The sequence below is a fragment of the Cytobacillus sp. FSL R5-0377 genome (assembly GCF_038004385.1).
Classification (GTDB): domain Bacteria; phylum Bacillota; class Bacilli; order Bacillales; family Cytobacillaceae; genus Cytobacillus.
The window spans coordinates 1690373-1704067 of sequence record NZ_JBBORA010000001.1 but is presented as its reverse complement, the minus strand read 5'-3'; the positions used below and the strand labels follow the sequence as shown (position 1 = coordinate 1704067).

Sequence of the window (13695 nt, the reverse complement as noted above, 5' to 3'; positions counted from 1 at the left end):
CTCACCCATCCTATCTATTTTCGAGTTCATATGAACTTGTTATCTGACTATATGATATAATTTTTCTATGAAAATGGCAAGCCATAACTAGGCGAAACGGAAATAGACATTGACTGTCATCATTGAAAAGATTAGGATGAAAGCATTGAATAGAGAACGCAGGGGATGATTACCTTGGAATTATTCCAGCTATCAAGGAAAAGTATGGCTGATTTCCTTCTATCGCTGAAGGGGGAAGGGGAGCTTTCGCCCAAACAAATCCTTCAGCAGGCATGGACAGCCGCCCATGCCAAAAAGGGAATATCAACAGAGGCTTTTCTGGATACGAAAATGCCGGCCATATTTGAAAAATTGCTGCGGGCAGATTTGAAGAAACTCGGCTTTTCCATCAACGAAATTGTTGCACTGGGCAACCAGATTGAATTCACTCATTTATCTTCGACTGCAGTTCAGAATTGGGTGAAGCGGGATGTGAAGGACCTGATTGGAAGTCCGCACCTCGGCAAAAAATATTCAGTCGACCAGGCAGCGATGCTGTTCATCGTGGAGGATCTGAAGGCAACGCTTGATTTTGATTCAATCCGGAAAATACTGACTCTCCTTTTTAATGATCTGGAAGACCGCTCTGACGATTTAATTGAGCCGATCCCATTTTATGCTGCATACGCGTCTATTTTTGAAAAAACCCATCATCATAATATATTAGGCGAAAGCATGCATGATGGCATAGAGACATGCATCAAACAAGAAGCATTGCAGGCATTGGCTGGCTTTCAGGATTTTACGGATCAGCAGAAAGACATCGTCTCGAATATTCTTGTCACGGCATCCCTCACCGTTTTATCGGCCTACTACAAGTCACTGACAAAGAAATATGTAACGGCTACCTTATTTTTAAATGGGTAAAAAGCATCGCCACTGGAGGGCGATGTTTTTTTATCCTCATGTTTTATTACGTGGCAGCTGAAGCATCAGCTTGCAGAAGTGAACGGAAGGGGGCCTTAACGTCTGATGTTTTTAATTAGAGGAAGTCGAATTCTGATCAAAAATAAGATATGTTATCCAGAATGATATTGATAAACTAGGTGATGTATATTATTCTTATTGATAATGATAATCATTCACATATGCTATTTGATAGAAAATGAATGGAGATGAAAAACAATGAAAAGTACGAAGGTTATAGTAATTGCCATCACACTGTTGTTCGCTTGTATGTTATCTGCCTGCGGAGAAGGCTCAGCAAAAAAATCAGGCTCAATCGATGACTCCGGCACAAGGACATACCATGGAGAGAACGGGGATGTCGAGGTTCCTGCCAAGCCTAAAAGAGTGGCGGTATTGGCACATATTTATGCGGGGAATGTATTGAAGCTTGGAATCACCCCTGTAGCGGTGAATGAATGGGTAAAAGGAAATAAATTTTTCGGTGATAAACTGGAGAATACAGAGGTTGTTGCGGAAGGATCCATCGAGAAGCTAATAGAATTAGAGCCTGATTTAATCATTGCTTTTTCATCTGATAAGAATTTAAAGAAATACTCAGAAATCGCCCCAACTGTTGCCCTGACAAATACAGAGTACGATTATTTACAGCAGCATGTTGAAATTGGAAAAATTGTCGGAAAAGAAAAAGAAGCAGAAAAATGGGTTGAAGAATGGACTGAAAACGCGAAAGAAGAAAAGGAAAAAGTAAAGGCCGCCTTAGGTGAGGATGTAACTGTAACCGTGCTCGAAACAATGGGAAAAGAAACATATATTTACGGAAAGAATTGGGGACGGGGAACGGAAATTATTTATCAGGCCCTAGGAATGAAGGCACCGGAAAAGGTAGAAAAGGATGTGTTTGGGCCTGGCTATAAATCCATATCGACTGAGCTGATCCCAGAGTATGCCGGTGACATTATGTTTGTTGGAATAGGAGATGAAACAGGGAAGGGTTCCTTCATGGATACAAGCGTATGGAAGGAAATACCTGCTGTTCAAAACAACAGGGTGATCGAATTTGATTCCGAATCTTTCTGGTTTAACGATGCCATTTCCCTTGAAAATCAAATGGAATTTATCGTAGATGAATTAACGAAACTTAAAAAATAAGAGAGCCAAATAGATTAATCCAAATAAGCCTCAGCGGAACATGCCGTATGAGGCTTTTTCTGTCCCTTTTTATCTGGCTTGCATTGTGTTATACATAAAACAAAATAATATATCAAAAAGCATTGACCTTGTGGTGCACCACACAGTTTAAGATAAATGGGAGGAAGCGATGTACAAGATTAGCGAGTTTGCGGAAATGACCGGATTAACGAAGGAAACATTGCGATATTACGCAGAAGTGAAGCTTCTGGAGCCCGCTTTTATTGACCCCCATAATCATTACCGGTATTACGATGACGGCAGCTATTTTTTGGCTATCCTTTTACGAAAGCTGAGAGGATTAGGCTTCACTATTCAGGAAATGATTTCAGTGATGGAGGATGAATCATTTGCGAACCTGGAAGCTTTGCTGCTGCAAAAAAGAAAGCTGATTGAGATGCAAATGGAGGAGCTTGAAGGACAAATGGCGGAAATTGATGCTTTTTTGGAATCAGGAAAGGAGGAGGAAGCGTGATTCAATGGAAAGAAGAAATCATGATTGACAGGAATATAGAAAAGGTGTGGAGCCTGTTTTCCGACCGGCACATAAAGAAAATTATGCCCAAGGTTGAAGAGCACACCCTGATTGAAAAAAAGGAAAATGAAGCAGGTGCTAAGCACAGGCAAACCTACAGAGAAGGCAAGCGCCTTGAGACTTATATTGTCGAAACGCTGGCTTTTGAGGATACAGAGGATAAAAAGCATAAGCGGATCCATTTTGTATTAGGAAAAGCCTTTGCCGTCACCCTCGGCTTTACACTGATCAAAATCGATGAATCCCAAACCAGATTTATTTATGAAGGGGAAAATAGAGGCGTTAACTTCGTCGGAAGGGCCATGCTGAAGCTTGGCGGCGATAAAAACAATCTGAAGGTGGTTGAAGAATTTCTGCAGAAGGTTCGCGAAGAAGCACTCAAACAATAAGAAAAAACATCGCCGGCTTATGCCAGCGATGTTTTTTCTATTAGACTTCCCGTCTCATTGCCTTTAGCACATCCACCTGTGTTGCGCGCTTGGCCGGACGCCAGCCGGAGAAGATGGTGACGGTCAGGCAAATCGCTACACTGATCAGCGTAAGGGACCATGGAATATAGGAAAGCATGAGGCCCTCAGGCGGGGCTTCTTCAAATACTCTTTCCAGCACGAGCGGCAGGGCCAGGTTGACTGCATAGCTGATTCCATAAGCGACAATGGTGCCAAACAGGGCGCCAAGCAGACCGATATAGCTGCTTTCAAGGACAAAAATCCGTTTAATCGTTTTCGGATGGGCACCGATTGCTTTCATAATGCCGATATCGGGGGCGCGCTCCGTAACAGCCATCGTCATCGTATTATAAATACCGATAGAGGCAATGATCAAAGCGATCGTTCCGATGAAGAGCAGGCCAATTTTTAGAATCGTAAACACCATATTGATCTGTTTCATCTCGTTCACGATAGAATAAACCATATAATTGCCGTCTTTCAATGTTTCATTAATGCCTGTAACAGCTTCTACATCTTTAGCATAAAGGCTCACTCTATCGTATATTCTTCCAGTATCAACGGGAGCCTCTTCCATTTGCTCCGGATTGCCGGCAGGTGTGCCGGTGAACGTTTCCACTTCTTTAAAGATATCTTCGGAAATGAAGACTGTTTGGATCTGCAGCCATTCTTTAGAAGGCTTTTTCGTCACCCCGGTTATGGTCAGGGGAATGGACTTTTTGACTTCTTTGCCATCCTCCGTTTTAATAACTTCCATTTCAAGCTTCTTTCCTACTAACTCACCCTTGTAGGCGTATTCTTCTTTTATGGAGCCATCCTCATTAAAGGCGTTTTCTCCTTCTTTCGGTTCCTTTGCCAGATTGTCTGCAAAGGAGGAGCCCACTACCACTTCATTCTCTTTCTCTGGCAGCCTTCCTTCAGACAGCTCAAACCCGGCCTTCACTTCTTCGGGAAAATAAGCCGAAACGGTTTCTGTTTGAACAGTATATTCCCCAGTTTTAAAAGTCGGGGTTTGCTGCAGGGATTGCCTGCGGGTGACTGCTTTTACCCCGGTTATTTCTTTGAAATACTGAATATCTTTATCTTGGATGCCCTGATAATTTCCTTCGCCCTCTTCCTTGCCGTGAACTTGAATTTCCGTCACAAGGCTGTCTTCCATTACATCCTGAATGATTGATTTATGCAGGCCGAAGCCGACGGATGCCAGTACAATGAGGAAGGTACATCCAATGGCTGTAGCTAAAATCGTCATAAACAGCCTGGTTTTATTCTTTTTCATATTTTGTCTTACAAATCGGAATTGATCTTTCAATTTCATGCCAATACACCCTCCATAACCCTTCCATCTGTGATTTCAATTGTCTTATGGCCGATGGCTGCTACTTTTTCGTCATGAGTAATTATCAGAAACGTAATGCCTAGATCACGATTCAGCTCTTGAATAAACTGCAGCAGTTCGCTTTCTGTTTCGCTGTCCAGGCTGCCTGTCGGTTCATCTGCAAGAATGAGAGGAGGATTGACAACGAGCGCCCGGGCGATGCTGACACGCTGCTGCTGTCCGCCGGAAAGCTCACTTGGATAATGATCCTTATATTCGCTTAGTCCTACACGCTTTAACGTCTCTTCGGTTTTCTGCTGTCTATCCTTTTCTGTCATCCCTTTGAGAATGAGAGGGAGCTCAACATTCTGGTAAGCCGTCATGCTCGGAATCAGCTGAAAGCTCTGGAAAATGAATCCGAGATTCTTAAGGCGGAAATCAGAAAATTTACCTTCGCTATAATCACTGACCTTTTCACCCTGTATCCAGACCTCTCCTTGCTTCGGCTTAATAAAGCCGCTGATGATATTCAAAAGCGTCGACTTCCCGGAACCGCTCCTGCCCACAATCGTGACAATCTCGCCTTTCTCCACTGAAAAAGAAACACCCTCCAATACAGGAATAACCGACTTCTTCTCCTTCTTGCCAATCTCAAACGCATGGCTCAAATCTCTAACTTCTATCACACCATAACCTTCCTTCTAAAAAAGTCTCTGCCATCTAGACGTACGAAACACCCCTTTCGGCTTCAAAAAAATAAAAAGAAATTTTTGGTGACAGGCACCACCCGAATTTTGTCGAAACCGCTCCGAAAGATTTGAATATTTTGAATTCATAAAGAGGTAGGCTACTATAATAGTAGTGAAACTGAAAAAGGGGAGGAATTGCTATTGGAGCAGACACTTATTAAAGCCGATGATTATGTCACGCTATGGGGAATTATTGTGGTGTGGGCCTCGGTAAGCATTTTTCTGGAGCAGCGTTACGCTTTAGCAGCAAAAATTTCAGGGGCGATTGTTGCACTGATTGGTGCCATCATTCTTTCTAATACGGGCATTATTCCGACAGCATCGCCGGTTTATGATGCAGTCTGGACATTTATCATTCCGCTTGCGATCCCATTGCTTCTTTTTCATGTGAAGATCAAAAGAATCTGGCAAGAAAGCGGAAGGCTCCTGATTATCTTTCTGATCAGCTCCATTGGAACTGCCGCAGGCGTGATCATCAGCTTTTTCCTGCTGAAAGATCATATACCAGTACTCGATAAATTGGGGGCGATGCTAAGCGCATCCTATATTGGAGGCGGAGTTAACTTCGCTGCCATGGCGGCCAAATTTGAAGCGCCTGGAGAAATGGTTTCTGCAGCAGTGGTCGCCGATAATTTAATGATGGCCATTTACTTCGTCGTTTTGATGCTGATACCGGCGATTGGTTTTTTTCGGCGCCGGTTCAAAACACCACATGCAGATCAGGTGGAAAGCGGAAATTTAAGAGAAGAGGGGAAGACACTGGCGGAAAGCTTCTGGAAGAGAAAGGACATTTCCTTAAAGGATATCGCGTTATCCGTGGGAACAGCCTTTTTGCTGGTGATTGTTTCTTTTAAAATAGCTGAGTTCCTGGACACAGCTATTCCAACGGGAGAAGGTGTTTCTTTTTTTACCAATCTCGTAAATGGTCTGTTTGGAGATAAGTATTTGATGCTGACGACCATGACGTTTCTTGCTCTGGCCATGTTCCCAAAATACTTCGAGTCTATTAACGGAAGTCAGGAAATCGGCACATTCCTGATATACCTGTTCTTTGTCGTGATCGGCATCCCGGCATCAATCCCGCTGATTATTGAAAATGCCCCGCTGCTGCTGGTGTTTGTGTTCATCATTGTCGTTGTAAATCTGTGCGTATCTCTGGCTGCAGGCAAACTATTAAAATATGACCTCGAAGAAATCCTGTTGGCCAGCAATGCGAATGTTGGCGGTCCAACCACCGCAGCGGCCATGGCCATTGCGAAGGGCTGGAAGGACCTGATCGGACCGATACTCGTTGTAGGAACGCTGGGCTATATCATTGGCAACTATGTTGGAACCGCGCTTGGACTGTGGTTTTCCGGGTTTATGTAAAAAATGAAGCTTGCCCGCAATATTTATTGCGGGTTTTTACAATGAAATATCGGGAATGGGGAGGAAGGGATATTGAAGCAAGATTTGAAAAGAGGGAGGGTAATTGATTACTTCTGAATAAAACTGCCATAATCAATAACTGTAAGGGTCTGCTTTTTGGATAATGCCAAATTTGCCTTCTTAAAGTCATTCGGTATAATTCCGTGGCTTATGAATTTATTTTGCAGCTGCAGTATTTGATTATCAAACTGTTTATTAGCAGGTATTTTAGCAGAGATTTTTTTCATAATAATCCAGCCATGTCCATATTGCAGGACAGGGCAAAGGTGTTTTTTTATGTCAGGCGGACTATTGGTGAAAATTTCAAATTCAGTTTTATTACTCTTAAGGCCAAGATCGGAAATAGCCACTTTTAACACATAATTGTTCCCCATATCAAAGACAATTCTGGTATATCCATGTCCCAGAAATCGATATCGTAACCGCAATGTTCTTCTTGCCATATTGACCTTAGCAGAATTCGTTCTATTTTCCCATTTTTTCATGATGGATATCCAGGAATTAATAGAATGAAGTTCGCTGGGAGTCAGTACATTTGGATTAGCGTCATTCTTTTTCCTTGGATACATACATTTTCACATCCATTCCCACACAATTTTTACAGGATATTATATTTAAACAGGGATTAGTTTGTCCGTACTAATAACTATCTTTTGTTAAAAAGAATGCCGGCCTGCAGCCTATTTACCTAGCACTTTTTTTGATGGATCGGTGGCTCCTGCTCCTCTTTTATAAGTTTCGTCCCGTCTTCAAGAAAAATCCAAAGAAATTTTTCACGATTTGTACTATAATAATAGCTGGTTTATTTTTAGAGCAACGAAATAATAGAGAGCGGTGTTGATACCTTGGATAAACGGTTTGGTACCGTAACAATATTTTCTTCTGTTCAATGGCTATTTTTTATTTTTGCAAATACTGTGATGATCCCAATTTCAGTGGGAACCGTCTTCGGGCTTCCTGGTGAAACGATTGCGCTGATGCTGAGAGCCTCGCTTATCTTCACGGGATTAGCGACCATTTTTCAAGGATGGAAAGGGCATCGCTACCCGCTCATGGAAGGCCATTCCGGCCTGCTGTGGGGAGTCATCCTTAACCTTGGACTGTCGGCATCGTCCCTTGGCATGAGCTATTCAGAAATCGGGGGCGGAATAGCAACAGGTGTGCTGCTCGCTTCGGCTGTCACGCTGATTCTCGCAGCATTCAACGGCATTTCACTGCTGAAATCAATTTTCAGCCCAATGGTGATGTCCGTTTATTTGTTTCTATTAACCTTCCAGCTGATTTTCATATTTTTTAAGGGAATGATGAAGGTCAGCGAGCAGGGCACCATTGATGTGCCGATCACGCTATATTCCTTTGCCCTCGTTATTTTTGTGAGTTTACTAAAATTAAAAGGGAACGCCCTCATCGGCAATTTTTCCATCTTAATAGGGTTGCTGGCAGGCTGGATCGGCTATAATTTCCTTTTTCCCGACGAAGCGGTACAGGAGATGGCATCCGGAGGTATGAGCTTTACACTCTTTCCGCTGGGACAGCCTAACCTGGAAATCGGAATTGTGGCAGTAGCCTTCTTTGCCTGTTTGATGAATCTGAGCAACACCGTCGCATCGATCAGTTCTGGTGACCGGTTATTTAAAAAAGAATCCGGCAAGCGTGAGTACCGCAGCTCGATTTTTATCACCTCAGTTTTCACGGTGATCGGAAGCGGGTTTGGCCTTGTACCGTATACGCCATTCACCTCATCGATTGGCTTCCTCCAAAGCACGCGAATATTAATGAAAACACCCTTTTTCATAGGCGGGGCGCTGCTGTCAGTCATTGGTCTGGTTCCGCATCTGGGATCATGGCTGGCGGGCATGCCGGTAACAGTCGGAAACGCCGTCCTGTTTGTCGCGTATCTTCAGCTATTCGGGACTGCATTCAACAGCTTAAGCGGAAAAGTGTTCAACTCAGACACCATCTTCCGTTTAGCCGCACCCGTCCTGATTGGCATCAGCCTGATGAATACACCGACTGAGGTATTTTCGGGATTGCCTGTATTAATTCAGCCATTTGTCTCAAACGGGCTCCTCATGGGTGTCCTACTCTCCATTCTTTTGGAAAAAATGGTGAACTGGTCTGCGCTCGAACAGCTGGAATTGAAGAATAACTAGAAAAATCCCCTGTTATTAGGGGATTTTTTTAATAGATAGATCGGGCGTTTGAAGGCAGGCTGCGGACATGGCTTAAGAATGCAGTCACACGCTTATCATCTTCAAATGGGTATTCAATTCCAAGTCTCTCCGCGACCTCGACAGCTGTATTTCTGAAAAGGGAGCACATGGTAAATAGAGCATCCCAGATATTATCAATATTCGCGTCTGAATAGGTGGACTGAAATTGCTCCCAATCCCCGGCAGGAAGGAGAACGGACAAATACTTGCCAGCTTTGCCTGCACTTATTTTAAAATCTGCTGCAATGCCGGACTTCCATTCCAGCATGGTAATCAGTACATTGCGGTTGATCTGCTCATGCATAAACATCGCGTACGTCAGCTCCTGGCGCCAAAGACCTTTGCTGATATTCATCGTAATCCACCAAAACTCATTGCACAGATCTGCAAACTCTCTGGCATCAGGCTTCCTGATATGATAATCCCGGTCACTTGCTGGCGGCATGGCCCCAATCAGGCCATCCTTATCAAGAAGCAGTATACTCAGACTGTCAGGCTCCAGAAGTTCATCCATCCTTTCAGCCGGGATTAAAGTCAGGTCAATCCGATTTCCGTCCATAAACTGCATCAAATAAGGAAAGCGGCCGAGCCCATCGGCCGGAGGCAGCACCTTCTCCTCCGGCATCTGCATCATTACACGCTCGCCAAACACATCCACCCAGCTATGATTACAGGTAAAGGATTCGATTTCCCTGACGATGTACACAATATCATAATCCTGAAAAATATCTTTTTTTACATTGGAATTCGCGCGCGAACCATTCAGAACAACCGCCAGAACCCGTTCATCTTCCTTGGCAGTTCCTAAAATTAGATTCATCATCTCAGTTTCAGTTCTAGATTTCATTTGCCCTCCTGATTGTTTTGGTCATACTGTTATGATACTTTTTTTATGTGGGGGATTCCTGCTGGTGACTCTGGTAATGATTGTTTTTTGAGGAAACTTTATTTAGTTGTCGTTGCCGCTAAGAAGGGAAAATAAAGCCGAAAAAGGGAGCCGATCCAGAAAAACGGTCGTCATGGAACCATCATGAAGCCGAAAAAGGACCCGGCGCCAGAAAAACGGTCGTCATGGAACCATCATGAAGCCGAAAAAGGACCGGCGCCAGAAAAGCGGTCGCCAAGAAGCCTTCATGAAGCCGAAAAAGGCACCCGAACAATAAAAGCGGTCCCCATAAAGCCTGCATGAATCAGCACCACCACCCATACAAAAAAATCAGGCACCATCCAGGCACCTGATCCCCAAACTATTTTAAGCATGCACCCATTTTACCTGCTGCTTTAAAATCTTCCCGCTCGCATTCCGCGGAAGTTCATCCACAAAGGAATAAATACGCGGACACTTGAATTCAGCCAGGTGTTCAGCCGCAAATGAACGCAATTCTTCTTCAGACACCTGACCTTTCAGCACCACGACTGCTTTCACCGTTTCGCCCCATTCTTCATGAGGCACACCGACAACACAGGATTCCATAACCGCATCATGCGTTGCGAGAACTTCTTCGATTTCCCGAGGATAAATGTTGACTCCGCCCGAAATGATAACATCCTTTTTACGGTCTACGATGTAAAAGTAGCCATCTTCATCCCTGTAGGCAATATCGCCGGTATAGAGCCATCCGTCTTTCAGCACGGCGCTTGTTTCATCCGGATTATTGTCATATCCGAGCATGAGGCTGTCACCTGTCAGAAGAATCTCACCGTATTCATTTGGTGCCGTATCAGTGCCATCCGGCCTGACGACCCGGATTTCCATATTAACTGTCGGATTTTTGCCAATGCTTCCGGCTTTGTCCAGATGCTCTTCCGGATATAATAAAATGCCATTCGGTCCTGCTTCCGTCAGCCCGTAAACCTGAAAAAAGTTTTCGTTCTGGAATGCCTTTTTTACATGATGATAGGAGGCCAGTGCCAGCGGCCCGCCGCCATAGGCAAAAACACGCATGCTGGATAAATCATAAGCAGCCAAATCCGGATCCTTGGAAGCAAGCAAATAGGCGACCGGTGCCGCAAAGGAGAAGGTGGTCTTTTCCTCTTGAATCCAGTTTAGGAAGCCTTTTGGTGTAAAGTCCCCAAGCACATGGGATGCGCCACAGTAAAACCCGCTCATGAAAAATGTATTCAAAGGAGCAGAGTGGGAAAGCGGCATCAGTGTAAGAATGGAATCGCTATGCGACAAGCTGAAATTAACCGAAACCGCGGCAGCAATCGCAAGAATGCGTTCATGGTTAAACACGACTCCTTTTGGTGTTCCGGTTGTTCCGGATGTAAAAAGAATCTCGCAGACATCACGTGAATCAATCGGCACATCAAGATTGCCGTCAGAAAACAGAACAGAAGCCTCAACAGCATCCTGAATGGAAAAATAGAAATTCAAATTGTCTTTTAAAGCCGTTACCGTTTCAGCAAGCTCATTCTCATAAATAATCCCTGCAGCATTTGCATTTTGAAAAATAGCCCCCAGTTCTTTCGATGTCAAACGGATGTTTACCGGCATCGGAATAGCACCGATTTTCATGCAGGCAAAAAAGGCAAAAAAGAAATACTCATTATTGCGCGACATTAACGCAACCCGATCGCCGCGCCGGACTCCCTGGTCCTGAAGATACCGTGCCAGTCTGTTGCATGTACGGTTCATGTCAGCGTATGTAAGGCGGCTCGACACCGTAATAAAGGCGTCTTTTCCAGAATACTTCCTTGCGTTTCTCTCCAGTACTCCGTGAATCGTTGTTCCCACTTCAGTCAGCCCCCTATAAAATATTGATTTTACGTTTTCACCCGGCTGTTTTCATACTTTTCTTTGTAGGTTAAAATGTCTTCGCGCAGCATTTGCAGCTGCATAATCTGCTCCTCAATTTCCTTTAGCTTGCTGTCAGCGAATGCAATAATTCGGCTTTTTTCCGCTTCGCCTTCCGGATTTGATTCATAGAGATCAATCATCTCCTTGATTTCCTGCAGGCTGAAGCCGAGCTTTTTTCCCCGCAGAATCATCTTCAGGCGCCTGCGCTCCCGGTTTGTATAGCTGCGCTGCTTGGTCAGGCTGTCCCGGTTTTCGGAAGTCAGCATGCCAATTTCCTCGTAATAGCGAATTGTCCTGGAGCTAATGTCAAACATTGACGCCAGTTCGCTGATGGTAAAAACTTTTTCTTGGGCCATTATGTATCCTCCTAGTTGACGTTAACGTTAGCTTAGTTTTATAATAATTCTGAAAATTACATTTTGTCAATCAAAAAAGGAGTGAATTTTCCATGAATGTAACTTCCCGGGACGTACAGACAAGAGGAGAGAACACGTATTCATTTGATAATTTTTTAGAGAAGCGCAGCAATCTGGATTGGTATAAGGATGACCCTTTTCTGCAAAAAGCCTTAAAAAAATATACCGGTACACAATTTGAAGAGATACATTATGAGCTGCAGCATTTTTCTCCTGCTGTTTCGTCCAAATGGAACTCGCTTGCAGAACGTGCGGCAAGACCGGAAGTCCGTCCATATATGCTTCATTTTGATGCCTTCAATCACCGGATTGACCGTGTCGTCCGTCCAATGGAAACGCATCAGCTTGAAAAGGAAGTGTTCGGAGCAGGCCTTTTTTCAAGCAAAATGCTATCCTGGGAAAGCTTTGCCAAGCGGATGCTGATCCATCAGCTGGGAGAAGCAGGTGTTGCCTGTCCGCTTACATGCACGATTGGATTAATTGCACTCCTTGAACAATATCCAAATGAAGATATTCCGGAGCTTGAGCAAATTTTGCAGCATACAAAAGAGGGACTAGAAGGAGACTTTGCGATCGGGGCACAGTTCATGACGGAGATCCAGGGCGGTTCCGATTTGCCTGCCAATGTGCTTGAGGCAGTTCCAGATGGAAAAAACTATCGCCTGTACGGCAATAAATTTTTCTGTTCGGTTGCCCATGCGGACTATTCTGTAGTTACCGCGAAAATTTCCGGAACAGATAAAATTTCTACATTCATCGTTCCTTCCTGGCTTCCGGGTGATAAGAAAAAAGAAAAACGCAACAGCTATGAAATCAACCGCATCAAGTGGAAAATGGGAACGGCCGAGCTGCCGACAGGGGAGTTCCAGTATAATGGGGCACTAGCTTATCCGGTTGGCCCTGCAGGAAAAGGAGTGGCCGTTGCAGTCGGTATTGTCCTGACATTATCCCGTCTTGAAATTGGCATTGCCTGTGCAGGCTTCATGCTTCGCGCAGCCCGAGAAGCCAGTCTCTATGGCGGCGATATCAGGACGGTTTTCGGCAAGAAGGTAAAGGATTACCCGCTATCTGCCAGAACGCTGAAGAAAATAGAGAATGCTGCACACCGCACAGCTGCTGGTGCTTTTAAAATTTATGATCAGTTCCTGCACCTTGATCAGCCGCTGAATGCGGGTATTCCGGTTGACCAGCCGCTGGAACGGAGAAAGCAGCTGTTTAACTTGAGAGAGCTTGTGCTGCTGCAGAAAATCTGCGTGACGAATGAAGGAGCAGAGGTCCTGCGCGAGAGCATCTCCGTGTTTGCCGGCCATGGCGTCATGGAGGAATTTTCATCACTGCCGCGCATATTCCGGGATGTGGTTGTCAATGAGCAGTGGGAGGGTCCGCGCAATCTGCTGCTGACGCAGATTTACCGTGATATTCAAAGAGTGGCCGACTGGTATCCGCCGTCCGATTTTGTGGCAGGAGTGCTGGAGGGGGCTTCTCAGGAAACGATTAATCGGTTTGCTGAACAGCTGACCGACCTGCTGTACCGGCCGGTGTGCGGTGAAGTCAGTGAAGCTTCCATGGAAGCGGCTGAAGAGTGGGATGTATTTTGCGATTCCTTCTTTAAAGCATATCAGACGATTGCGCTGGAGGAAATCAATTAAAA

The 13695-nt window shown here is 44.6% G+C and carries 14 protein-coding genes; 7 read left to right on the top strand and 7 right to left on the bottom strand.

What is annotated here, in order from left to right:
• Window positions 1-174 precede the first annotated feature (174 nt).
• The 4 genes from NSQ49_RS08585 to NSQ49_RS08570 all read left to right on the top strand — a co-directional run bounded on the left by NSQ49_RS08585 (window position 175) and on the right by NSQ49_RS08570 (window position 3060).
• A complete protein-coding gene (locus NSQ49_RS08585; RefSeq protein WP_251284551.1) occupies window positions 175-906 on the top strand; it encodes a DUF1836 domain-containing protein in 732 nt (243 codons plus the stop codon).
• 258 nt (window positions 907-1164) lie between these two features.
• Window positions 1165-2097, top strand: a complete 933-nt coding sequence (locus tag NSQ49_RS08580; protein ID WP_159862166.1) for an iron-hydroxamate ABC transporter substrate-binding protein — start codon at window positions 1165-1167, stop codon at window positions 2095-2097.
• A gap of 169 nt (window positions 2098-2266) precedes the next feature.
• Window positions 2267-2611, top strand: coding sequence for a MerR family transcriptional regulator (locus NSQ49_RS08575; RefSeq protein WP_159862165.1), 345 nt, complete (start codon window positions 2267-2269; stop codon window positions 2609-2611).
• Complete coding sequence (locus NSQ49_RS08570; RefSeq protein WP_251284552.1) at window positions 2608-3060, top strand: SRPBCC family protein; 453 nt, start codon at window positions 2608-2610, stop codon at window positions 3058-3060. The genes NSQ49_RS08575 and NSQ49_RS08570 overlap by 4 nt, the downstream gene beginning before the upstream one ends.
• 40 nt (window positions 3061-3100) lie before the next feature.
• On the opposite strand, the gene NSQ49_RS08565 is transcribed toward NSQ49_RS08570, so the two are convergent.
• Both NSQ49_RS08565 and NSQ49_RS08560 read right to left on the bottom strand, forming a co-directional pair.
• Window positions 3101-4438 carry an ABC transporter permease gene (locus NSQ49_RS08565; protein ID WP_251284553.1) on the bottom strand — a complete coding sequence of 446 codons (1338 nt, stop codon included), beginning with the start codon at window positions 4436-4438 and terminating at the stop codon, window positions 3101-3103.
• Window positions 4435-5124 carry an ABC transporter ATP-binding protein gene (locus NSQ49_RS08560; protein WP_159862162.1) on the bottom strand — a complete coding sequence of 230 codons (690 nt, stop codon included), beginning with the start codon at window positions 5122-5124 and terminating at the stop codon, window positions 4435-4437. The genes NSQ49_RS08565 and NSQ49_RS08560 overlap by 4 nt, the downstream gene beginning before the upstream one ends.
• A 204-nt stretch (window positions 5125-5328) precedes the next feature.
• Here NSQ49_RS08560 and NSQ49_RS08555 point away from each other — a divergent pair, with 204 nt between their 5' ends.
• Window positions 5329-6555 (top strand): DUF819 family protein, encoded by a 1227-nt coding sequence (locus NSQ49_RS08555; RefSeq protein ID WP_159862161.1) that lies wholly within the window; start codon window positions 5329-5331, stop codon window positions 6553-6555.
• A gap of 107 nt (window positions 6556-6662) precedes the next feature.
• Here NSQ49_RS08555 and NSQ49_RS08550 read toward each other — a convergent pair whose 3' ends face one another.
• Window positions 6663-7184: a hypothetical protein gene (locus NSQ49_RS08550; protein WP_251284554.1), complete on the bottom strand. Its 522-nt coding sequence runs from the start codon at window positions 7182-7184 to the stop codon at window positions 6663-6665.
• A gap of 276 nt (window positions 7185-7460) precedes the next feature.
• On the opposite strand from NSQ49_RS08550, the gene NSQ49_RS08545 reads away from it, so the two are divergent.
• Window positions 7461-8768: a uracil/xanthine transporter gene (locus NSQ49_RS08545; RefSeq protein ID WP_159862159.1), complete on the top strand. Its 1308-nt coding sequence runs from the start codon at window positions 7461-7463 to the stop codon at window positions 8766-8768.
• A gap of 28 nt (window positions 8769-8796) precedes the next feature.
• Here NSQ49_RS08545 and NSQ49_RS08540 read toward each other — a convergent pair whose 3' ends face one another.
• The 4 genes from NSQ49_RS08540 to NSQ49_RS08525 all read right to left on the bottom strand — a co-directional run bounded on the left by NSQ49_RS08540 (window position 8797) and on the right by NSQ49_RS08525 (window position 11984).
• Complete coding sequence (locus NSQ49_RS08540; RefSeq protein ID WP_251284556.1) at window positions 8797-9675, bottom strand: aminoglycoside 6-adenylyltransferase; 879 nt, start codon at window positions 9673-9675, stop codon at window positions 8797-8799.
• Window positions 9676-9959: 284 nt separating this feature from the next.
• Window positions 9960-10088, bottom strand: coding sequence for a hypothetical protein (locus NSQ49_RS08535; protein ID WP_285870768.1), 129 nt, complete (start codon window positions 10086-10088; stop codon window positions 9960-9962).
• Window positions 10081-11565, bottom strand: a complete 1485-nt coding sequence (locus NSQ49_RS08530) for a class I adenylate-forming enzyme family protein (RefSeq protein WP_251284557.1) — start codon at window positions 11563-11565, stop codon at window positions 10081-10083. Before NSQ49_RS08530 ends, NSQ49_RS08535 begins: the two co-directional genes overlap by 8 nt.
• A gap of 29 nt (window positions 11566-11594) precedes the next feature.
• On the bottom strand, window positions 11595-11984 hold the full coding sequence (locus tag NSQ49_RS08525) for a MerR family DNA-binding protein (RefSeq protein WP_159862155.1): 390 nt from the start codon (window positions 11982-11984) through the stop codon (window positions 11595-11597).
• A 92-nt stretch (window positions 11985-12076) separates the two neighbouring features.
• On the opposite strand from NSQ49_RS08525, the gene NSQ49_RS08520 reads away from it, so the two are divergent.
• Window positions 12077-13693 (top strand): acyl-CoA dehydrogenase family protein, encoded by a 1617-nt coding sequence (locus NSQ49_RS08520; protein WP_251284558.1) that lies wholly within the window; start codon window positions 12077-12079, stop codon window positions 13691-13693.
• Window positions 13694-13695: the final 2 nt, after the last annotated feature.